Genomic DNA, 21,482 nt, shown 5'->3' on the forward strand with positions numbered 1-21,482 from the left:
GCATCCACCCCCGCAGCACCCACTCCCGGTCGTTCGGATGGCGAGAGATCGTACGGATGACGAGAGATTCCGGGCGTTCCGGCTCGCCATCCGTGATTCCTCTCGCCATCCGTGCGGCCGAGGGTTGACGACGCGCCCGGCATCCCATATTCTTTCCGTAGGTCAGAACTGACTTTCCGAATAACGGAACTCGATGATGAGAGGAAGCGCCATGACGCACGACGACGTTCGCGAAGCCGCATCCTCGACGCGTTCCTCGGTCTGGCAGTCCATCGCCATCGACCCCGACATCCACATCCCGGCGCGCCGCACGCGCGCCACGGACGGCGGTCGCACCCGCGCCTTCTCATGGCGCAACTGGTTCGCGCACGGCGCCTGAGCCGCGCCCGACGGAATCACCGAGATTCCGGGACCTCGGGCGCAGCCCGCGCGCGGCGTAGACTCGCCGCATCCGCGGGCGCCCACCGGCACCGGCCGGATGCGAGCGCATAGCGGCGCGAGGACTCGGGATCTCCCCCGAGGCACGTAGGAATCGTGCCGTGACGGCGAAGGACGCCGACTGAGGAGATCGAGAATGACCGACATCGCCGTGATCGTCAACGGGAGCAGCCGCCCGCTCGACGGCGTCGCCGCCCATGCGACCGCGCTCGACTGGCTGCGCGACACCGGCCTGTCCGGAAGCAAGGAAGGCTGCGCGGAGGGCGAGTGCGGCGCGTGCGCCATGCTGCTCGCCACCCCCACACCCGAGGGCGGCACCGCCTGGACCCCCGTGAACGCGTGCCTCGTGCCCGTGTACGCCCTGAACGGCCAGGAGATCGTCACCGCCGAGGGGCTCGGGACGCCGGAGGCGCTGCATCCCGTGCAGGAGAAGCTCGCCGAGGCGGGCGGATCGCAGTGCGGGTACTGCACCCCGGGCTTCGCGTGCAGCATGGCGGGCGAGTACTACCGCGCCGACCGTCACGAGGCGCCCCGACCGGTTGCTGAGCCTGTCGAAGCGTGCCCCGTCCACGACGACCCCGAGCACGGGCCCAACGGCTTCGACCTGCACGCCCTGAGCGGCAACCTGTGCCGCTGCACCGGGTACCGACCGATCCGGGACGCCGCATACACGCTCGGGATGCCGGAGGCCGACGACCCGCTGCAGCAGCGGCTGAGCGCGCCGGCGCCCGCCGCGGTCCCCACCGACGCCGAGGTCGACGGCGCCCGCTTCGTGCGGCCTGCGACACTCGCCGAGACCGTCCGGATCCTCGGCGACGAGCCATCCGCGCTCCTGGTCGCCGGGTCCACGGACTGGGGCGTCGAGGTCAACATCCGCGGCAGCCGCGCCCCGTTCGTCGTCGCGATCGACCAGCTCGACGAGCTGCGCGGCCTCACCGAGACCGCCGAGTACGTCGAGATCGGCGCCGCCCTGCCGCTGTCGGATGTCGAGAAGCGGCTCGAGGGCCGCATCCCCCTCCTCGCGCAGCTGTTCCCGCAGTTCGCGTCGCGGCTCATCCGCAACCGCGGCACGTTCGGCGGCAACCTCGGCACCGGCTCCCCGATCGGCGACACGCCGCCCGCGCTCCTCGCGCTCCGCGCGAGCGTCATCCTCGCGAGCGTCGACGGCGAGCGCGAGGTCGACCTCGCCGAGTACTTCACCGGGTACCGCCAGTCGGTGCGCCGGAATGACGAGCTCATCAAGGCGATCCGCATCCCCCTCCCGCTCGCGGGAACGACCGCCTTCCACAAGATCGCGAAGCGCCGGTTCGACGACATCTCGTCCGTCGCCGTCGCGTTCGCGCTCGATGTCGAGGACGGCGTCGTGGCCAGCGCCCGCATCGGCCTCGGCGGCGTCGCCGCCACCCCGCTGCGCGCCTACGCGACGGAGGAGGCGCTCCTCGGCCAGGCCTGGAACGTCGCGACCGTCAAGCACGCGTCCGCGATCCTGCAGGCCGAAGGCACTCCGATGTCCGACCACCGCGCGAGCTCGGATTACCGCTCGCACATGCTGGGCACCTCGCTGCTCAAGCTCTACAGCCAGACCGTCATCCAGTCGAAGGAGGTGTCGGCATGAGCGCCCTCGCCGACCGCCCCGCCAACCCCGTCGTCGGAATCCCGGCAGCCCATGAGAGTGCGGCGCTGCACGTCACCGGCGCGGCCATGTACACCGACGACCTCGCCGCCCACACGCACGGCGTGCTGACCGCGTGGCCTGTCCAGTCCACGAACGCGCACGCGCGCGTCACGGTCGACGTCTCACCGGCCTACGACGTCCCGGGCGTCGTGCGGGTCCTCACCGCGGATGACGTGCCCGGCGTCAACGACGCCGGCATCAAGCACGACGAGCCGCTGTTCCCGTCCGAGGCGATGTTCTACGGGCACGCCCTCGTATGGGTGCTCGGCGAGACGCAGGAGGCCGCGCGTCTCGGAGCGGCCGCCGTCGCCGTCGAGTACGAACCGCTCCCGTCACTCATCACGGTCCGCGACGCGATCGAGGCCGGCTCCTATCAGGGCATCGCTCGCACCGTGGAGCGGGGGGATGCGGCTGCGGCCCTGAAGACCTCGGCCCACGTCTTCGAGGGCGTGACGGAGTTCGGCGGCCAGGAGCACTTCTACCTCGAGACGCAGGCGTCGCTCGCCGTGCGCGACTCGGAGGGGCAGTACTTCATCCAGTGCTCGACGCAGCACCCGTCGGAGACCCAGGAGATCGTCGCGCACGTCCTCGGCATCTCGTCGAGCGAGGTGACGGTGCAGGTGCTGCGGATGGGCGGCGGCTTCGGCGGCAAGGAGATGCAGCCGCACGGGTACGCGGCCATCGCCGCGCTCGGCGCGAAGCTCACCGGCCGCCCCGTGCGTCTGCGGCTGAACCGCACGCAGGACATCACGATGACCGGCAAGCGCCACCCCTTCCACATCACGTGGAAGGTCGGGTTCGACGAGGCCGGCTACCTGCAGGCGCTGGATGCCGTGCTCACGGCCGACGGCGGCTGGAGCATCGACCTGTCCGAGCCCGTGCTCGGCCGGGCCCTCTGCCACCTCGACAACTCTTACTGGATCCCCAACGTGCACGCGCACGGCCGCATCGCGAAGACGAACAAAACGTCGAACACCGCCTACCGCGGCTTCGGCGGGCCGCAGGGCGTCTTCCTCATCGAGGACATCCTCGGTCGGGTCGCCCCGGCGCTCGGCATCGATCCGCTGGACCTCCGCCGCCGCAACTTCTATAAGGCCGGCCAGACGACTCCGTACGGCCAGCTCGTGAAGGATGCGGGACGCCTTCCGGCGATCTGGAACCAGCTGCGCGGTGAGTCCGACCTTGACGCGCGTCGCGCGCAGATCGCGGCCTTCAACGCCGAGCACACGGACGTGAAGCGCGCGATCGCGATGACCCCGATCAAGTTCGGCATCTCGTTCAACTTCGCCGCCTTCAACCAGGCCGGGGCCCTCGTGCACGTCTACAAGGACGGCTCGGTGCTCATCAACCACGGCGGCACCGAGATGGGCCAGGGACTGCACACGAAGATGCTGCAGGTGGCGGCCACCGCGCTCGGGCTCGAGCTCCACCAGGTGCGCCTCGCCCCGACGCGCACCGACAAGGTCCCGAACACGTCGGCGACGGCGGCCTCGTCCGGCGCCGACCTCAACGGCGGCGCGGTCAAGAACGCGTGCGAGCAGATCCGCGACCGGATGGCGAAGGTCGCCGGACGGATGCTGAACGTCGATGAGCGCGACGTCCGCTTCTCCGGCGGCTACGTCACCGGCCTCGGCAACCGCGACCAGCGCTTCACGTTCGCGGAGGTCGCCAACGCCGCCTACCTGCAGCGCGTGCAGCTGTTCGCCGCGGGCTACTACCGCACCGAGGGTCTGCACTGGAACCCCGACATCATGCAGGGCTCCCCCTTCAAGTACTTCGCATACGGCTGCGCCGTCACCGAGGTCGAGGTCGACGGCTTCACCGGCACGTACACGCTGCGGCGCGTGGACATCATCCACGACGTGGGCGACTCGCTGTCCCCGATGCTCGACATCGGCCAGATCGAGGGTGCGTACGTGCAGGGCGTCGGATGGCTGACGCTCGAGGAGCTGCGCTGGGACGAGAGCGACGGACCGCACCGCGGCCGCCTGCAGACCCAGTCGGCCTCGACGTACAAGCTGCCGAGCTTCTCGGAGATGCCCACGGAGTTCAACGTGAGCCTCTTCCAGAACGCCCGCGAGGACGGCGCCGTCTACGGCTCCAAGGCCGTCGGCGAGCCGCCGTTCATGCTCGCCTTCAGCGCCCGCGAGGCGCTCCGCGAGGCCGTCGGCGCCTTCGGACCCCGTGGCCACATGGTCGAGCTCGCCTCGCCGGCGACGCCGGAGGCGGTGTTCTGGGCGGTCGAGGCCGCGCGTGCGGCCGCGGGCGTGGATGCGGCCGAGCCCGAGCTCGCGCCGGCATCCGTCTGAGCATCATGGACTGGCTGGATGCCCTGCGGGCGCTGCGCGATGCGCGCACGCCCGCGGTCATCGTCACGCTGGCCATGGTGCGCGGCCACGCGCCGCGCAACGGCGGCGCCAAGATGGTCGTCTCGCCGGGAGCGATGTTCGGCACGATCGGCGGCGGGAACCTCGAGGCGACCGCCGCCGATCGCGCGCGCGCGATGCTCGCGGCGGGAACCGCGGAGCCCGAGCTGCTGACGCTGAAGCTCAGCGACAAAGCGACGACGGAGTACGGCGTGCAGTGCTGCGGAGGAGAGGTCACCATCATGCTCGAGCCCGTCCGCGTCGTGCCGACCGTGGCGATCTTCGGCCTCGGTCACGTCGGCTTGGAGCTCGCCCGCATCCTCGCCCGCCACGAGCTCGACCTGCATCTGGTCGACTCCCGCGCGGAGATGGTGGATGCGGCGCGCCTGGCGCCCGCCGTCGGCGATGCCGTCGCCCGGGTCGAGGTGCATCACGCGCCCGTGCCCGAGTCGGTGCTCGCGAAGATCCCCACCGGCGCGCACGTGCTCGTCATGACGCACGACCACGTGGAGGACCTCGCGATCGTCGACCAGTCGCTCCGCACGGAGGGCATCGGGTCGATCGGCCTCATCGGGTCGGCGTCGAAGTGGGCGCGCTTCCGCGCGAAGCTCACCGAGGCCGGCCACACGCCTGCCGAGCTCGAGCGCGTCACGACGCCGATCGGCATCCCGGAGGTCGCCGGGAAGCAGCCCGCGGTCATCGCCGTGAGCGTCGCGGCGCGCCTTCTGCAGTTGATCGAGGAGGCGGCCCCGGTCCCTTCCTCGTGACCATTCGCGGATAAGGCGGTCGAATTGCGATTCGACCGCCTTTTTTGTGTGCCTGAAATTCGCCATCGCGCAATAGGCGCATGACTTCGCTCGGACATTTGCCCTTCACGGGTCGTTGAGCGAGGGAGGAACGACCGAGACGAAACGCAGCGAGTTGCATTCGGACATGAGGTCACTGCGTTTCGTCTCGCTTCGCTCGCTCAACGACCCACATCCTGAACTGCGGAACGATAAGAATCGCCCCGACTCCCACACGGGGAGCCGGGGCGATCCAGCGAAAGAGACAGCCGATCAGTGCGGGAGCACCGCCTCAATGGGTCCGCGCAGGAAGTACAGCGCGAATCCGGCCGATACGACCCACATGAGCCAGTGCACCTTGCGGGCCCGGCCGGAGAACGCGTTCACCAGCGACCAGGAGATGAAGCCGACGCCGATGCCGTTGGCGATCGAGTAGGTCAGCGGCATGACGACGATCGTGAGGAAGACCGGCAGTGCGACGGCGAACTTGTCGAACTTGACCTCCTTGATCTGGGCCATCATCATCGCGCCGACGACCACGAGCGCGGCCGACCCGACCTCGATCGGCACGACGAGCGTCAGCGGCGTGAGGAACATCGACAGGAGGAACAGCACGCCCACGACGAGGGAGGCGAGCCCCGAACGAGCACCTTCGCCGATACCCGACGCGGAGTCGACGTAGACCGTGTTCGACGAGGTCGAGGTCATGCCTCCCGCGACGGCGCCGAAGCCCTCGACGACGAACGCGGAGCGCAGGCGCGGGAACGTGCCGTCCTTGTAGGCGAGGCCCGCGTTCTTCGCGAGGCCCGTCATCGTGCCCATCGCGTCGAAGAAGTTCGAGAACACGAGGGTGAAGACGAGCATCGTCGCCGACAGCACGCCGATCTGGCCGAACGCACCGAACAGATCGAACTGGCCGACCAGGCCGAAGTTCGGCATCGTCACCCACTGCGTCGGCAGCTGCGGGATCGTCATGTGCCAGCCGTTCGGGTCCTTGAACGACGGACCGAGGTGCAGGAACGACTGGGCGACGATCGCGACGATCGTCGTGATGACGATGCCGATCAGGATGCCGCCCGGCACCTTCCGCGCGACGAGCACGCCGATCAGGATCAGGCCCAGCACGAAGATGAGCGTCGGCACCGACGTCAGCGAGCCGCCCTCGCCGAGCTGGACCGGCGGTCCGCCCGGCGTGCGCGTCACGAAGCCGGAGTCGACGAACCCGATGAAGGCGATGAACAGGCCGATGCCGACCGTGATCGCGGCCTTCAGCGCCTGCGGCACCGCCTTGAAGATCGCGGTCCGGATGCCGGTGGCACCGAAGATCACGATCAGGATGCCGTTGATCACGACGAGGCCCATCGCCTCCGGCCAGGTCACCTGCCCCACCACCGAGACGGCGAGGAAGGAGTTGATGCCGAGCCCGGCGGCGAGAGCGAACGGAAGGCGTGCGATGAGGCCGAAGAGGATCGTCATCACGCCGGCGGTGAGGCCGGTGGCGGCGGCGATCTCCGCGGGATTCAGCATGTTGCCCGCGATGTCCTTCGAGCCGCCGAGGATCAGCGGGTTCAGGATCACGATGTAGGCCATGGTGACGAAGGTCACGATGCCGCCGCGGAACTCGCGGCCGAGCGTCGAGCCTCGGCGGGTGATCTCGAAGAAGCGGTCGAAGCCGTTCTTTGGTGCGGCGTCGACCGTCGTCGTGGCGCCGGTGGGCAGCGGAGGAAGGTCGTCCTCCTGGCGGGAGAACAGCACCGCGGCGTCGTTCTCGGGGATTTCCGTGGACGAGGTGTCCGGGTTCTGTGAAGACATCGTCGGCTCCGGTCAGTACTCGATGCGGGTGGAGTTCTCGCTCCAGGCGGTGAAGGGCGCGACGCGCTCCTCGGCCGGGAGAGGGATGTCCGAGACGGGCATCATCGACCGGTCTCCGCCTTCGAAGTAGCGGTAGAACGCCGCGTCATCGAAGCCGGCATCCGCTGCGTCGTCGCGATCGGCCGCGAAGTACACGCGGTCGAGGCGCGCCCACAGCGAGGTGGCCAGGCACATCGGGCACGGCTCGCAGCTCGTGTAGAGCGTCGCGCCGGACAGATCGAATGTGCCGAGCCCCTGACAGGCGTTGCGGATGGCGGTGACCTCGGCATGCGCCGAGGGATCGAGGTTCGCCGTGACGCGGTTGACGCCCTCGAAGACGCGGCCGTCCGCCGAGACGACGATCGCGCCGAAGGGCCCGCCCGCATTGCGGACGTTGTCGACGGCTATCTGGACGGCTCTGGCGAGGTATTCGGCAGGGCCGGGTTGCGGTGCGGATTCAGGCACGGCGGAGCTGCTCATGACGTGATTCATGACGAAAAGCTTCCTTGCTGTCGTCGCAGTGATACGGCTTATCGGGTCGGACCCGGATCGGGTCGTTCCACGAGATATACGTCGAACCGCTAGGGATGTGCTTCTTCACCGGGCATCGAGTGTGGATGCGGCGGCGTGACGAGCATAACAACGAACCGTGCTTTCGTCTAGAGAATTCGGAATGCGACTTCCGCATTGCGGTATCCGTGTTTTGCATTCCGCATCTGCTGATCTACAGTCGCATCCATGACGCATTTTCGGATCGCAGAGGCCGCCGGCCTGCTCGGAGTCAGCGACGACACTGTCCGCCGCTGGATCCGCGACCGGGTCCTGACCGTCTCGAAGGACGACTCCGGCAAGCAGGTCGTCGACGGCTCCGAGCTCGCCGCGCACGCGCAGTGGCTCGCCCACGCGGCGACGGATGACGGTGACGGACGCTCCAGCGCCCGCAACCGCTTCGTCGGCCTCGTGACGAAGGTCGAGATCGAGGGGCTCATGGCGCAGGTCGAGCTCCAGTGCGGTCCGTTCCGCGTCGTATCGCTCATGTCGTCTGAGGCAGCCCGCGAGCTCCGGCTCCAGGTCGGCGACCGGGGCGTGGCCGTGGTCAAGGCGACCACGGTGATCATCGAGACCCACAGCAAGGAGACCCATCCGTGAGAGCCCGCAACATCGGCGTGATCGCCGCCGTCGTCGCCGCGACCCTCGCCCTCGGCGGCTGCGCGAGCACCGCCGCGCCCGCCGCATCCCCGTCGAAGACCGCCGACGCCCTGTCCGGCGACCTCACCGTCTACGCCGCCGCATCCCTCTCCGGCGCGTTCGACGAGCTCGCCAAGGAGTTCGGCGCCGCGCACCCGGGCGTCACCGTGAAGCCGATCACCTACGACGGCTCGTCAACGCTGGCCACGCAGCTCATCGGGGGTGCGCCGGCCGACGTCTTCGCGTCCGCCGATCAGAAGAACATGGCCAAGATCACCGACGCGAAGCTCGCCGGGACACCGACGAACTTCGCGACGAACGTCATGGAGATCGCGACCGCGCCCGGGAACCCGAAGGGGTTCACCGATCTCGCGTCGCTGACCAAGCCCGGTGCGACGGTGGTCGTCTGCGCGCCGGCCGTGCCCTGCGGCAGCGCCGCACAGACGCTCCTGAAGAACGCCGGCGTGACGCTCACCCCCGCGAGCGAGGAGCAGAACGTCACCGCGGTGCTCGCGAAGGTGAAGAGCGGCGACGCCGACGCCGGGCTGGTCTACGTCACCGACGTGAAGGCGGCGGGCTCGGCGGTGACCGGTGTCCCGATCGCGGGGGCGGATGCGGCCACCAACGTCTACCCGATCTCGGCGCTGACGAACGCTCCGAACCCGAAGGCGGCGGCCGCGTTCGTCGCGTTCGTCGCCGGACCGGAGGGCCAGGCCGTCCTCAAGAAGTTCGGTTTCGGAGCCCCGTGACGCAAACCCTGACGGATGCCCCCACCCGCGCGGTGGGGGCATCCGCGCGCCTGCCGGTCTGGCTCATCGTCCCGGCCGTCCTCGGCGCGGCGCTCCTGATCCTCCCGTTCGTCGCCCTGCTCACGCACCTCGACTGGAGAGCTGTTCCCGCGGCGATCACGTCCGAGGCCGCGCTGCAGGCGCTCGGGCTCTCACTGTCCACCGCCGCGATCGCCACCGTCGCGTGCCTCGTCGTCGGAGTGCCGCTCGCGATCGTCATCGCCCGCTCGCCGCGCTGGCTCGCCGCCATCCTGCGCACCTTCACGACCCTGCCGCTCGTCCTGCCGCCGCTCGTCGGCGGCATCGCGCTGCTCGCGCTCCTCGGCCGGCAGAGCGTCCTCGGCGACCTCCTCGCGCAGGTCGGCATCCGCATCCCGTTCACGACACCCGCGGTCGTCATCGCGCAGGCGTTCGTCGCCCTGCCGTTCCTCGTCATCTCCATCGAGGGGTCGCTGCGCACGAGCGGGACCGCGCACGAGGCCGTCGCCGCCTCCCTCGGCGCCGGTCCCTTCACCGTCTTCCGCCGCGTGACCCTCCCGCTGGTGGCTCCCGGACTCGTCGCGGGCACAGTCCTGTGCTTCGCCCGCGCGCTCGGCGAGTTCGGCGCGACCGCCCTGTTCGCCGGCAACGCCGCGGGCGTCACCCGGACGATGCCGCTCGCGATCTACACCGCCTTCAACGGCGCCGGCGTCGACGAAGACACCGCGATCGCGCTGTCCCTCCTGCTGATCCTGGTGGCCATCGCCGTGCTCGTCCTCATGCGCGGCTGGCGAGCGGATGCCGTCCGATGACTCTTCGCGCTTCGTTCCGTGCACGCGTCGGCTCGTTCGCCGTCGAGGCCGACCTCGCCGCCGCCGAGGAATCCGTGCTCGCGATCCTCGGCCCGAATGGATCGGGCAAGTCGACGATGCTCGCGGCGCTCGCCGGGCACCTGCCGATCGAGTCCGGGGAGATCCGACTCGGCAACCGGGTGCTCGACGGCGACGGCGTCCATGTCGTGCCCGCCAGGCGCCGGGTCGGGTTCCTCGGCCAGCGCCCCCTTCTCTTCCCGCATCTGTCCGCCCTGGAGAACGTGGCGTTCGGCCCGCGCGCGCAGGGGGTTGCGCGCGCCCGGGCGCGGGCGGATGCGGGGAGCTGGCTCGAGCGCGTCGGCCTCGGCGATCTCGCCGGGAGCCGGCCCGCCGCGCTGTCCGGCGGTCAGCAGCAGCGGGTCGCCCTCGCGCGTGCGCTCGCCGCACGCCCCGACGCGCTGCTCCTCGACGAGCCGTTCGCCGCGCTCGACGTCGAGACCGCGGCCCAGGCGCGGCGTCTCGTCGCCGAGGAGCGGGACGCGGCCGGCATCCCGATCGTCCTCGTGACGCACGATCCGCTCGATGCCGTCGTCCTCGCGAAGCGCACCGCCGTCGTGCAGGACGGGCGCATCGCGCAGCAGGGGCCGACCGCCGACGTGCTCGGCCATCCGGGCTCGGCGTTCGTCGCGGCCCTCGCCGGAGTGAACCTCGTGTCGGGGGCGGGCACCGGCCGCGGCACGGTGCGTGCCGACGGCATCGAGTGGACGGGGGCCGGCGACGTGGTGCCGGCTCAGTTCGACGCGACCGTCGCGTTCGCGCCGGGGTCCGTGCGGCTGCGCTCCCTCGGCGACATCGCGCACGCGCCCAACACGTGGAACGGCACTGTGGCGACCCTGGAACCTCTGCCGGGAGGGATACGGCTGCGCACTATGCAGCATCCGGGCATCGCGATCGACGTGCCGTCGGCGGTGGCGGTCGCTGCGGGGGTGGCCCCCGGCATCCGCCTGCGCTTCACCGTGCATCCCGACGACGTCTCCGTTCAAGTTTCCGCATTGCGGTAGTATTTTTCCGATGTTGGGGTTCTCGCGACTCCAGGAGGGGCCGCCCCTGAGCAGTTCGTCGGTGCGACCCTTCGGCGAGCTCGGGGACCGTAGACGGTGCTACCGTTCGAACCGTAGGGGGTTGGCCATGACGATCACGCAGGTCGGTGCGCCGAGCGGTGCTCGGCGGCTGCCGTCGACGGGTGCGCCCGCCGGCCTGGTCGACGCGTTCCGCCGGCCCCTGCGCGACCTGCGGATCTCGATCACCGACCGTTGCAACTTCCGCTGCGTGTACTGCATGCCGAAGACGGTGTTCGGCCGCGACTACGCGTTCCTCGATCGCGACGAGCTGCTCACCTTCGAGGAGATCACGCGTATCGCGCGTGTGTCCGCGGCCCACGGCGTGCACAAGATCCGGCTGACCGGCGGCGAGCCGCTGCTGCGCCGCGGCATCGAGGAGCTCATCGGGATGCTGGCGGAGCTGCGCACCCCGGAGGGGGCGCCGCTCGAGATCGCGCTGACGACGAACGGCGCGGCGCTCGGCGTGAAGGCGGCGGCCCTCAAGGCGGCGGGGCTGACGCGCGTCACCGTCTCGCTCGACTCCCTCGACGATGAGCTCTTCCAGCGCATGAACGACGTGCGGTTCCCCGTCTCCCGCGTGCTCGCGGGCATCGACGCGGCGCACGAGGCCGGGCTCGCCCCCATCCGTCTCAACATGGTCGTCAAGCGAGGTCTCAACGACCAGGAGATCCTCGACATGGCGCGCCATTTCAAGGGCACTCCCTACACGCTGCGCTTCATCGAGTACATGGATGTGGGCAACACCAACGGCTGGTCGCTCGACGAGGTCGTGCCCTCCGCGGAGGTCGTCTCCCGCATCCACGAGGTCTTCCCGCTCGAGCCGGTCGGCGCCGTCGTGCCCGGGGAGACCGCGCAGCGCTGGCGCTACGTCGACGGCGGGGGCGAGATCGGCGTCATCTCGAGTGTCACGAACGCATTCTGCGGTACGTGCAACCGCGCCCGCATCTCGACGGAGGGCAAGCTCTTCACGTGCCTCTTCGCCTCCGATGGGCACGACCTACGGGCGCTCCTGCGCGGCGGGGCGACGGATGACGAGCTGTCCGCGGCGATGGCGGCGATCTGGGGCGCGCGCGACGACCGCTACTCCGAGGAGCGCGCGAGCCTCACTCCGGAGCTCCGGGCGAGCCGCAAGCACGTCGAGATGTCGTACATCGGCGGCTGACCCGCATCCTTCGTGCCCTGCCTCACGTCATACGGATGGCGAGAGATTGTACGGATGGCGAGAGATTCGGGCTGATTCCGGCCGCCAAGCGTGAATCCTCTTGCCACTCGTGCGGACGGGTTACAGCCCGACCCACTCCGAGACGCCGTCGTCGTAGTGCTGGCGCTTCCAGATCGGCACCTCGTGCTTGATGAGCTCGACGAGCCGCTCGCACGCGTCGAACGCCTGGGCGCGATGCGGTGCGGATGCGGCGGCGAACAGCGCGACATCCCCGATCTTCAGGTCGCCGACACGATGCGCCGCCGCCACGGCGTATCCCGTCTCGGTGCGCACGCGCTCGACGCAGTCGGCGAGGAACCTTCCGGCTTCGGGGTGTGCGCGGTAGTCCAGCGAGCGCACGGCCTTGCCGCCGTCATGGTCGCGCACGACGCCGCAGAACATCACGACGGCGCCGCTCGCATCGTCCTCGACGGCGCGGCGGATCGCCGCCTCGTCGAGCGGCTCCTCAGAGACAAGGGCATAGGTCACTGGACGGCCTCCCGGTCGGAGATGGTGTCGCCGCCGACGGCGGCGTAGGCCTGGATGCCGCCGACGAGATAGACCACGTCGGGGAAGCCGTGCTCGCGCAGGATGCGGACGGCCGCCCGTGCGCGGGGGTCCATCTCGCAGTACACGATGACCGGGCCGGCCTCGGGCATCACGCCGGCGCGCAGGTCACCGAGCGGCAGGAGCGTCGAATCCGGGATGCGGCGGGCCGCCGCCTCGTGCGGCTCACGGACGTCGAGCAGCCGCGGAGCCGCGCCCGCCCGCACCCGCTGCAGGACCTCTGCCGCGGAGACGGACACCAGATCGTCGTCGGACGAGACTCCGCAGAACAGGTCGTAGTCGATGAGGTCCGTGATCTCGGGGGTCTCGTCGGAGACCTCGTAGGCGATCTCGCGCGTGCGCGCGGTCAGCGCGTCGTAGACGAGCACGCGGCCGATGAGCGGCTCGCCGACACCCGTGATGAGCTTGATCGCTTCGGTCGCGACGAGCGAGCCGATCGTGCCGCACAACGTCGGGAGGACTCCGCCGAGCTCGCACGACAACGCCTCGTCGGCCGCGGGCGGCACCGGGAAGAGGTCGCGGTACGTCGGTCCGTGTCCATGCCACGACACGCCGACCTGACCGTGGAAGCGCAGGATCGAACCCCACACGAGCGGGATGCCGGCGAGCACCGCCATGTCGTTCGCGAGATACCGCGTCGGGAAGTTGTCGCTGCCGTCGACCAGCAGGTCCCACTGCTCACCGCCGTGGAAGATGAGGTTCAGACTCGTGTTGCGCGCGCGCATCTCGTACGTGAGAACCCGGCATCCGGGATCGATCTCGGCCACCGTGTCGGCGAGGGAGTCGACCTTCGGGCGTCCGATGTCGGACACCCCGTGGCTCAGCTGCCTATGGAGGTTCGAGAGCTCGACGGCGTCGTCGTCGATGACCCCGATCGTGCCGACGCCGGCCGCCGCGAGCGCGGGGACGACAGCGCTGCCGAGCCCGCCCGCGCCGAGGACGAGGACCCTGGATGCGGCGAGCCGCCGTTGCGCGGTCTCTCCGAAGCCGGGCAGCATCAGCTGGCGGCTGTAGCGGGCGATGCGGTCCGCCTCGAGCGGCGGACCGGGCTCGACGAGCGGGGACATGGTTCGATCCTACGGCTAGGGTCCGCATCGCGGACATCTTTTTCCGCTTGATGGATGCGGTTCCCCGCATCCGTCGTATCATCATCGTATGGCGATGGTGACCGTGCGGTACTTCGCGGCCGCGGCCGAGGCGGCCGGGCGCGAGGAAGAGCAGCTCGAGCTCGGCTCGGACGCGACCGTGGGCACGCTGCGCGATCTCTTGCGCCAGCGCTACGGCGCCGCGATGGAGCGGGTGCTCCGTTCCGGATCGTTCCTCGTCGACGGTGTCGTCCGCCGCAGCCCCGGCGCTGCCATCGGCGCGAACGTCGACGTCCTCCCGCCGTTCGCGGGCGGATGATGCGCGCCCACACCGACCACCAGCGGGCGGTCGCCGAACTGCTCGCGCCGCTCGGCGCGCGGCTCGCGGACCCGGCCCAGGCTGTCGTCATTCCGGTCTTCGACGCGCTCGGCCGTGTGCTGGCGACGGATGTCGCCTCCCCGACGGCGCTCCCCCGCTTCGCGAACTCTCAGATGGACGGCTACGCGGTGCACGCGACCGACCTCGCGTCCGCCTCGGCCTCCGACCCGGTGCGCCTCCCGGTCGGGCGCACGAGCGCGGCCGGCGACCCGGTCTTTCGCCTTGAGGCCGGGCACGCATCTCCCGTCATGACGGGTGCCGCCGTGCCGGACGGAGCTGATGCCGTCATCCCCATCGAGCAGGCCGATCCGCCGTCGTTCGCGGGCATCGGCGCAGGCTCCCACGACGCTCCCGCGGGGACGACCGTCTCCTTCGCCGCATCCGTCGCGCCGGGCACCTTCGTGCGCGCGGTCGGGACGGACATCGCGGAAGGCGCCGTCGTCCTGCGCGCGGGCACGCGTCTCGGCCCCGCTCAGCTCGGCTCCCTCGCCGCGGCAGGCGTCGTCGAGGTGCCGGTGCGGCCGCGGCCCCGCGTCCTCGTCCTGTCGACGGGTCACGAGCTGCGCGCGCCCGGTGCGGACCTCGACACCGAGGGCGACAGCGGCGCGATCTATGACGCCAATTCGACGATGATGACCGCTGCGGTCGTCGACGCCGGAGCGATCGCGGTGACGGATATCGCGCCCGATGATGCGGCCGCCGTCGTCGCGGTGCTGGAGCGGCATCCGGAGGTCGATCTGGTCGTCACGACCGGCGGCGTCAGTGCGGGGGCGTTCGAGGTCGTGCGCGATGCACTCGCCCCGCTCGGCGTCGATTTCGGACCGGTCGCGATGCAGCCCGGCGGCCCGCAGGGGCTCGGGCTCGCCACCGTGCCCGGAGGGCGCCGCATCCCGGTCGTCGCGTTCCCGGGCAACCCGGTGTCGACGCTCGTCTCGTTCGAGCTGTTCCTCCGGCCGGTGCTGCGCGGCTTCGCGGGGCTTCCGCCGCAGCGCCCGACGCAGCACGCCGTGCTCGCACATCCCGTCACCTCGCCGCCCGCCCGCCACCAGGTCCGCCGTGGCACTCTGCGCGCGGACGGCAGCGTCGAGGTCGGGGCCCCGAGCTCCCATCTGCTGCACGCGTACGCGCTCGCGAACGTGCTCGTGCACCTGCCCGTCGGCGTGGACGCCCTCCCCGCAGGTGCCGAGGTCGAGGTCTGGAGGATCGATGAGTGACCCGCAGGAGCCGCAGCTGACCCACCTGCGCGCCGACGGTTCGGCGCACATGGTCGACGTCACCGACAAGGGCGTCACGCGCCGCGAGGCGCGGGCGCAGGCGGTGCTCATCACGACGCCCAGTGTGGTCGCCGCGATCGCCGACGGAACGCTCCCGAAGGGCGAGGCGCTCGGCACCGCGCGTCTGGCCGGCATCATGGGCGCGAAGCAGACGTCGAGCCTCATTCCGCTGTGCCATCCGCTTCCGCTGACGAAGCTCGCCGTCGACCTGGAGCCCGGCGACGACCGCGTCCGGATCGTCGCGACGGCCGTCACGAACGGCGTCACCGGCGTCGAGATGGAGGCGCTCACCGCCGCGAGCGTCGCCGCGCTCACGCTTTACGACATGATCAAGGCCGTCGACAACCGGGCCATCATCACGGACATCAAGGTGCTCGCCAAGTCCGGCGGCAAGAGCGGCGACTGGTCCGTCGAGTAAGGCTCCGTGCGTTCGACTCGCTCAGCATCCACCATCGCCGGTCGTTGAGCGAGGAACGACCGAGACGAAACGCGGACGGTGCGTCTCGAGATCGACTCCCGACGTTTCGACTCGCTTCGGCCACACCCTGCCGGTCGTTGAGCGAGGGAGGAACGACCGAGACGAAACGCTCCGGGCGTCAGCGCTCGACGAGGACTCCGTCGAGGTCGGCCCACACATGCTTGCCGGGGGCGAAGACGACTCCCGCGATCGTGACGGGCACGTCGACCTCGCCGGCGCCGTCCTTGGCGCTCTTGCGAGGGTTCGAGCCGAGCGCCTTGACACCGATCGGCAGTGACGCGATCGCGATGCGGTCGCGGATGGCGCCGTTGATGATGAGCCCCGCCCATCCGTTGTCGGCCGCGGACCCGGCGATCATGTCGCCGACGAGGGCCGACTCGAGCGATCCGCCGCCGTCGATCACGAGGACGGCGCCGTCGCCGGGCGTCGCGAGCAGCGCCTTCACGATCGCGTTGTCGCGGTGGCAGCGCACCGTGCGGATCGGCCCGTCGAAGGCGGCGAGCCCGCCGGCATCCTGCAGCTGCAGAGACAGCGCGTCGAGGTCGTCGCCGCGCTCGTCGTAGAGGTCCGCCGTTGCGATCATGATCCGAGGCTAGCGCGCGCGACGCACCCGCCACACGATGAGGCATCCGACGAGCAGCGCCAGCAGTCCGCCGATGATCAGCTCGAACGGCACGGTGCCGCCGGTGGAGCTCAGCGCGCTGGATCCCGAACCGGTCGTCGACCCGGAGCCGGACGACGAGCCCGAGCCGGAGCCGCCGCTGTTCGCTGCGACCACCGTGATCGGAGCGGTCAGGGTGCGCGTGTCGCCCGTGGCGGACACGCCGATCGCAGCGACGGTGTGCGCCCCGAGGGGTGCGGCGGCGGGGATCGTCAGACTGGCTGAGAACGCCCCGCTCCCATCGACCGTGGCCGATCCGAGCATCGTGGGCGCGGAGTACATGCCGATCTCGACCGTGGTGCCGGGGAGGAATCCGGCCCCGGACACGGTGATCGTCCCGCCGGCTTTCACCTGCGCCGGCGTTTCGGTGAGAGGTCCGTCGCCCGTCGGAACGGTGGCCGGCAGAGCCACATCCAACGCGACATCCACCGTCACCGTCGTGAAGAACGATCCCGCCGCATTCGTCGCGGTGACCGTGATCGTGCTCGACCCGGCGTCGACGACTCCGGGAGTCCCGTGGAGGGTCGCCGTGCCGTCGCCGTTGTCCGTGAGCGTGAGCCATGGCGGCACGCCGGTCGCGGTGAGGGCCGGCGTCGGGTGCCCGGAGGCGGTGATGTCGATCGTCCGCGCCGCGCCGGGCAGCACGGTGACCGGCGACACGGAAGCGATCGAGGGCTTGGTCGACACGGTCACCGTGGCCGCCGACGACGGGGTCGATCCGGCGACGTTCGTGAAGACGGCGCGGAAGGACGCCCCGTCGTCCGCGAGCGCGGCCGTGAAGCCGAGGGTCGTCGAGGTCGCGCCCGACACGTCCGTCCACGGGCCGCCGCCGTCGGAGCGCTGCCACTGCACCGTCGGGGCCGGGAAGCCGCTCGCGGCCGCGGACAGCGACACCGGGTCTCCTGCGAGCACCGACACCGCGACCGGCGGCGTCGTCACGGCGGGCGCCTCATCCACGACGAGGGTGAACGCCTGTGTCGTGGCCCCGGTGGCGTTCGTCGCGATCAGCTGCAGGGGGTACGACCCGCCGGTCCCGGTATCCGGCGTTCCCGACAGCTGCGCGGTGCCCGGGGCGCCGGCCGTGAAGGTGACACCCGAGGGAAGCGTGCCGGTGAGGCTGATCGTCGTCGCAGTGGGGAAGCCCGGATCGACCGTGGGGATGAACGACCCGGCGGTCCCCGCGGTGAACGTCGCGGTGTCGGCACTGGTGAACGCGGGCTTCGCGCCGACGCTCAGCTCGAACGACTGCGTCGCGGTCCCGACCGCGTTCTGCGCGGTGACCGTCAGGGCGTGCGTGCCGGCGAGCGCTGCCGCCGGCGTTCCGGACAGTGTGCCCGTCCCATCGCCGTGGTCGACGAACGAGATGCCCGCAGGCAGCATCGCGACGGAGAGCGTGGGCGCGGGCCGTCCGGTCGCGGTCACTGTGTACGAGAAGGGGGTTCCGACCGCCGCGACGGACGACGCGCTGCTCGTGATCGTCGGAGCGTCCGACAGGACGAACGTGACGCTCGTCAGCGCCGGGAGCCCGGAGGTGTTCGTCGCGGTGAACGTCACCGTGCTCGACACAGGATCGCCGGCCGCGGGCGGCGTATCCGTCGGCGTTCCGGAGATCGTCGCACCACCCGCGCTCGGTGTGAACGTGAGCCCCGCAGGGAGGGTTCCGGTCATCGATACGGAGGGCGCCGGGTAGCCGTACGCGACCAACGACAGGGAGTACGGCGTCCCTGCGGTGAGTGCGACCGGGCTCGGCAGTGCCGCGAGGGTCGGGGGTTCATCGACCGTGACGTCCGCCTGGACGAGGGCGTTCTCGAACGTCGCCGCGGCGCCTCCGACACCGCCCGCCGATCCCGCGGTGAAGGATGTCGACGTGACTCCGCCGGCGAAGGTGGACGGCGTCGACACGATCGAGCCGACCGGCGCGGCGCCCGTCCAGGCGACCTGCATGCCGGAGAAAGCGGTGAGGTCGGATGCCGCGACCGGGTTGCCCGCCGAGTCCTTGAGGAGGGACGCGGTCAGCGTGGAGGCGAAGTGGACGAGGATCGTGGCGGGGGAGGCACTCGTGGTCAAGGTGAGATGCGGCTGCGTCGAGCCGGTTGTCGATGCAGAATCGCATCTCGCGGTTCCCGCGCCCGTCGCGCACCCCCACCAGTTGTGCGTCGCGTCGACGCTGATCGACCCGCTCGCGAGGGCGGGGGCGCTGTTGCCGGAGAAGATGTTGAAGTTCGCGGCGAGCGACCCGCCGGTCACGTCGATCGCGCTCCCCGTGGCGGCCGCGTTCGATGTGAAGACGTTGCGGACGACGGTCGCGGAGCCGCCCTGCTGCCAGATCGCTCCACCGAGGGTGGGCGAGGCATCCGCCGTCGTGACCGCGTTGCCGTCGAAGGTGTTGTCGGAGATCTGGATGGATGCCGCGGCCCCCGCGTCGACCGAGTAGGCGATCGCGGCTCCGCCGCCGGCGAGCTGCGCCGCGGTGTGCGCAGTGTTCGTCTTGAATGTCGAGCCCGTGATGCTGAGCTTCTGCTGTCCCTGGGGCGCTGCGGCGGCGAGGTAGGACACGGCGCCGCCGGACGAGGTGCCGCTGTCGTTGCTCGTGAAGGTCGAGTTCTGGATGGTGAGCGACCCGCCCATGAACTGGATCGCGCCCCCCGGCGCTGCTGCAGCGGACGAGTGGTTGTCGGTGAACACCGACCGGACCACCGTAAGAGAGTCGCCGGCGCTCGTGAGAGGGGATCCGGCGATGATCGCGCCGCCGCCGAACAGGCTGTCGCGGCCGCCCTGGAACGTGAGGTCCTGCACCGTGACGGACACCCCGCCGATCGGGCCGGGGTCGGTCGTCATGAGCTGGGTCGATCCGTTGCCGATGAGGCGCGCCGTTCCCGTTCCCGCTGCAGGACCGGCGATCGTGATGTCGGAGCCTGTCTTCGTTCCTACGACGAGCGCTCCGTCCGTGAGCGTGTAATCGCCCACCGGCACGGTGACGGTCTGCGACCCGCCGAGGTTGCCCGCGACGCACAGCGCGGTGCGCAGTGTGACCGGACCGACCGGTGCTGTGACGGCCGAATCGGTGCACGCGCCCTGCACATCGCCGTCCGCGGTCGTCGTGACCGAGATCGTCGCGGCGTACGCCGGAACGGCGACGACGACGCTCGCGGCGACCGCTGCCAGCACGACCGCGATCGCGATCGCGCCCGATCTCCGCCCAGCAGCACTCGTGGACATGAAGCCCCCCTCAGTCATGCACCTCGCCAGATGCTATCGGGTCGGAAAGCGCGACGTCACTCGTAATCGTGCAAAATGTCCGTTTCCACCAGCCTCGCGGTGCAGTAGTGTCACCGTGGGGAGGGGCATCGCATGGGGACAGGCATCTCGCGTCGAGCGATGCTGGCGGCATCCGCCGGCGGCATCGCGCTCGTCTCGGCATCCGGCGCCGGCGCCGCCGTGGCGGCCTCGAGGTCGTCGACCGGCGCACCCGCCAGCGCCCCGGCTCCGACCGGGGGCATCGCCGGGGACCCGTCTCGGCCGATGCGGTCCGAGTTCACCGGCCACCTCGGAGGGACCTACGACGCCGTGTCGCCGTGGGCGCCGCACCGGCTCCGTCTCGAAAGCGTGGGGGATCTCGCACCGGGGGGCGACGGCGAGAACGCCTTCCGGCTTTCGTTCTCGACCGACGACACGGCGCGCGACGGCATCTACCACCTGACCTCGCCGGCGGGCACACGACACGTCATCTACCTCGGCCGCGTGGGTCCCGCCGCAGGCACACTCGAGGCGATCGTGGACCGCACGCGGTGACCGCCATGATCCTCCCGCACGTGACGCCGGGTCGCACGACGCTCGATGACCCCGCCGTCGCAGAGGTCCTCGCCGAGCACTGCGCCGACGAGTTCTCCGCCGTCGACGATCGGATGCGCGTCGCACTCGTGGAATTGCAGCTGCGCGCCCGGCTCGGCGGTTTCGCCGACGCGTTCCCCGAGGCCCACGCACGACTGCTCGTGCGCGACGGTGGCCTCGTCGGGTACGCGATCGTCGACAGCCGGGACACGAGCATCCACCTCGTCGATCTCGTCGTGCGTCCGGCGTTCCGCCGCACCGGCGCCGCCACGGCCCTGCTCGGTGAGCTGACGACGGAGGCGGACTCCTCGGATCGCGACCTCACGCTCTCCGTTACGCCCGGCAGCCCGGCGGAGCGACTGTATGCGGCCCACGGCTTCGCGCGGGTCGAGGATGCGGCGCCGGACGCGCTGCACGTCGGGATGCGGCGGGCCGCCGCATCCGTCCCCCCACTCCGAGAGGACATCCGATGAGCCAACCGTTCGTCGGCGAGATCAGGCTCTTCGCCGGCTCGTTCGCACCAGCCGGCTGGGCGATCTGTGACGGTTCGCTCGTCGCGATCTCACAGTACGAGACGCTCTTCCAGCTCATCGGTACGACCTACGGCGGGGATGGCCAGTCGACCTTCGCGCTCCCGGACCTGCGGGGGCGCGCTCCCCTGCATCCGGGTCCGAGTCATGTGCTCGGCCAGGCCGCCGGCGTCGAGACGGTGACGATCACGACGCCGTCGATGCCGTCGCACGCACATGCCGCGCAGGCCGCAGCGACCCCCACCACCAACTCGCCGTCGGGCGCACACTGGTCCGCACAGGCGACGGCCGCATACGGACCCGTCCCGGGCGCCGCGGCGCTCGCGCCCGGGAGCATCGGCCCGGCCGGGGGCGGCCAGCCCCATGAGAACATGCCGCCGTACCTCGTCAGCACGTACATCATCTCGTTCTTCGGCATCTTCCCGTCGCAGACCTGACCGCAGACCGACCCGACAACAGAGGGGTGCGTGGAG

The 21,482-nt window shown here is 70.6% G+C and carries 21 protein-coding genes; 15 read left to right on the forward strand and 6 right to left on the reverse strand.

All coding sequences use genetic code 11. From position 1 onward, the window contains the following. The first annotated feature begins 211 nt into the window (after positions 1-211). The 4 genes from QSV35_RS09125 to xdhC all read left to right on the forward strand — a co-directional run bounded on the left by QSV35_RS09125 (position 212) and on the right by xdhC (position 5,246). Positions 212-379 carry a hypothetical protein gene (locus QSV35_RS09125; RefSeq protein WP_286288382.1) on the forward strand — a complete coding sequence of 56 codons (168 nt, stop codon included), beginning with the start codon at positions 212-214 and terminating at the stop codon, positions 377-379. Between the two features lie 195 nt (positions 380-574). Next, complete coding sequence (locus QSV35_RS09130) at positions 575-2,053, forward strand: xanthine dehydrogenase small subunit (RefSeq protein WP_286288383.1); 1,479 nt, start codon at positions 575-577, stop codon at positions 2,051-2,053. Further along, positions 2,050-4,422, forward strand: coding sequence for a xanthine dehydrogenase molybdopterin binding subunit (gene xdhB, locus QSV35_RS09135; protein WP_286288384.1), 2,373 nt, complete (start codon positions 2,050-2,052; stop codon positions 4,420-4,422). Before QSV35_RS09130 ends, xdhB begins: the two co-directional genes overlap by 4 nt. A gap of 5 nt (positions 4,423-4,427) precedes the next feature. Beyond that, positions 4,428-5,246, forward strand: a complete 819-nt coding sequence (gene xdhC / locus QSV35_RS09140; RefSeq protein ID WP_286288385.1) for a xanthine dehydrogenase accessory protein XdhC — start codon at positions 4,428-4,430, stop codon at positions 5,244-5,246. Positions 5,247-5,537: 291 nt separating this feature from the next. Here xdhC and QSV35_RS09145 read toward each other — a convergent pair whose 3' ends face one another. After that, a complete protein-coding gene (locus tag QSV35_RS09145; RefSeq protein ID WP_286288386.1) occupies positions 5,538-7,076 on the reverse strand; it encodes an NCS2 family permease in 1,539 nt (512 codons plus the stop codon). 12 nt (positions 7,077-7,088) lie between these two features. Next, positions 7,089-7,595, reverse strand: a complete 507-nt coding sequence (locus QSV35_RS09150) for a nucleoside deaminase (protein ID WP_286288387.1) — start codon at positions 7,593-7,595, stop codon at positions 7,089-7,091. 258 nt (positions 7,596-7,853) lie between these two features. Here QSV35_RS09150 and QSV35_RS09155 point away from each other — a divergent pair, with 258 nt between their 5' ends. From QSV35_RS09155 to moaA, 5 genes are all read left to right on the forward strand, one after another. Beyond that, positions 7,854-8,264 (forward strand): TOBE domain-containing protein, encoded by a 411-nt coding sequence (locus tag QSV35_RS09155; protein ID WP_286288389.1) that lies wholly within the window; start codon positions 7,854-7,856, stop codon positions 8,262-8,264. Next, entirely contained in the window at positions 8,261-9,052 is a 792-nt protein-coding gene (gene modA / locus QSV35_RS09160) for a molybdate ABC transporter substrate-binding protein (protein WP_286288391.1), read from the forward strand. Before QSV35_RS09155 ends, modA begins: the two co-directional genes overlap by 4 nt. Next, positions 9,049-9,882, forward strand: coding sequence for an ABC transporter permease (locus tag QSV35_RS09165; protein ID WP_286288392.1), 834 nt, complete (start codon positions 9,049-9,051; stop codon positions 9,880-9,882). The genes modA and QSV35_RS09165 overlap by 4 nt, the downstream gene beginning before the upstream one ends. Continuing rightward, a complete protein-coding gene (locus tag QSV35_RS09170) occupies positions 9,879-10,943 on the forward strand; it encodes a sulfate/molybdate ABC transporter ATP-binding protein (protein WP_286288393.1) in 1,065 nt (354 codons plus the stop codon). The genes QSV35_RS09165 and QSV35_RS09170 overlap by 4 nt, the downstream gene beginning before the upstream one ends. 127 nt (positions 10,944-11,070) lie before the next feature. Continuing rightward, positions 11,071-12,165: a GTP 3',8-cyclase MoaA gene (gene moaA, locus QSV35_RS09175; protein ID WP_286288394.1), complete on the forward strand. Its 1,095-nt coding sequence runs from the start codon at positions 11,071-11,073 to the stop codon at positions 12,163-12,165. Positions 12,166-12,285: 120 nt separating this feature from the next. On the opposite strand, the gene QSV35_RS09180 is transcribed toward moaA, so the two are convergent. Further along, positions 12,286-12,693 carry a molybdenum cofactor biosynthesis protein MoaE gene (locus tag QSV35_RS09180; RefSeq protein ID WP_286288395.1) on the reverse strand — a complete coding sequence of 136 codons (408 nt, stop codon included), beginning with the start codon at positions 12,691-12,693 and terminating at the stop codon, positions 12,286-12,288. Beyond that, complete coding sequence (locus tag QSV35_RS09185; protein WP_286288398.1) at positions 12,690-13,838, reverse strand: ThiF family adenylyltransferase; 1,149 nt, start codon at positions 13,836-13,838, stop codon at positions 12,690-12,692. Before QSV35_RS09185 ends, QSV35_RS09180 begins: the two co-directional genes overlap by 4 nt. Before the next feature lie 88 nt (positions 13,839-13,926). Between QSV35_RS09185 and QSV35_RS09190 the strand changes: the two genes are divergently transcribed. Genes QSV35_RS09190 through moaC form a run of 3 tightly spaced genes read left to right on the forward strand, consistent with a single transcriptional unit; the run spans position 13,927 to position 15,927 of the window. After that, positions 13,927-14,175 carry a MoaD/ThiS family protein gene (locus QSV35_RS09190; RefSeq protein WP_286288400.1) on the forward strand — a complete coding sequence of 83 codons (249 nt, stop codon included), beginning with the start codon at positions 13,927-13,929 and terminating at the stop codon, positions 14,173-14,175. Further along, entirely contained in the window at positions 14,172-15,449 is a 1,278-nt protein-coding gene (locus QSV35_RS09195) for a molybdopterin molybdotransferase MoeA (RefSeq protein ID WP_286288401.1), read from the forward strand. Before QSV35_RS09190 ends, QSV35_RS09195 begins: the two co-directional genes overlap by 4 nt. Then, a complete protein-coding gene (gene moaC, locus QSV35_RS09200; RefSeq protein ID WP_286288403.1) occupies positions 15,442-15,927 on the forward strand; it encodes a cyclic pyranopterin monophosphate synthase MoaC in 486 nt (161 codons plus the stop codon). The genes QSV35_RS09195 and moaC overlap by 8 nt, the downstream gene beginning before the upstream one ends. Positions 15,928-16,105: 178 nt before the next feature. Here moaC and rraA read toward each other — a convergent pair whose 3' ends face one another. Beyond that, a complete protein-coding gene (gene rraA / locus QSV35_RS09205; RefSeq protein WP_286288404.1) occupies positions 16,106-16,570 on the reverse strand; it encodes a ribonuclease E activity regulator RraA in 465 nt (154 codons plus the stop codon). A 9-nt stretch (positions 16,571-16,579) separates the two neighbouring features. Continuing rightward, a complete protein-coding gene (locus tag QSV35_RS09210) occupies positions 16,580-19,867 on the reverse strand; it encodes a beta strand repeat-containing protein (protein WP_286288405.1) in 3,288 nt (1,095 codons plus the stop codon). A 132-nt stretch (positions 19,868-19,999) separates the two neighbouring features. Between QSV35_RS09210 and QSV35_RS09215 the strand changes: the two genes are divergently transcribed. From QSV35_RS09215 to QSV35_RS09225, 3 genes are read left to right on the forward strand one after another with little or no spacing between them, the layout of a single operon-like run. Beyond that, positions 20,000-20,440, forward strand: a complete 441-nt coding sequence (locus tag QSV35_RS09215; RefSeq protein ID WP_286288406.1) for a DUF6916 family protein — start codon at positions 20,000-20,002, stop codon at positions 20,438-20,440. A 5-nt stretch (positions 20,441-20,445) separates the two neighbouring features. Beyond that, the gene (locus tag QSV35_RS09220; protein ID WP_286288480.1) at positions 20,446-20,952 is read left to right on the forward strand and encodes a GNAT family N-acetyltransferase; all 507 of its coding nucleotides are present in this window, start codon (positions 20,446-20,448) and stop codon (positions 20,950-20,952) included. Continuing rightward, on the forward strand, positions 20,949-21,446 hold the full coding sequence (locus tag QSV35_RS09225) for a phage tail protein (protein ID WP_286288407.1): 498 nt from the start codon (positions 20,949-20,951) through the stop codon (positions 21,444-21,446). Before QSV35_RS09220 ends, QSV35_RS09225 begins: the two co-directional genes overlap by 4 nt. The last annotated feature ends 36 nt before the right edge of the window (positions 21,447-21,482 follow it).

The sequence above is a fragment of the Microbacterium candidum genome (assembly GCF_030315975.1).
Taxonomy (GTDB): Bacteria; Actinomycetota; Actinomycetes; order Actinomycetales; family Microbacteriaceae; genus Microbacterium; species Microbacterium candidum.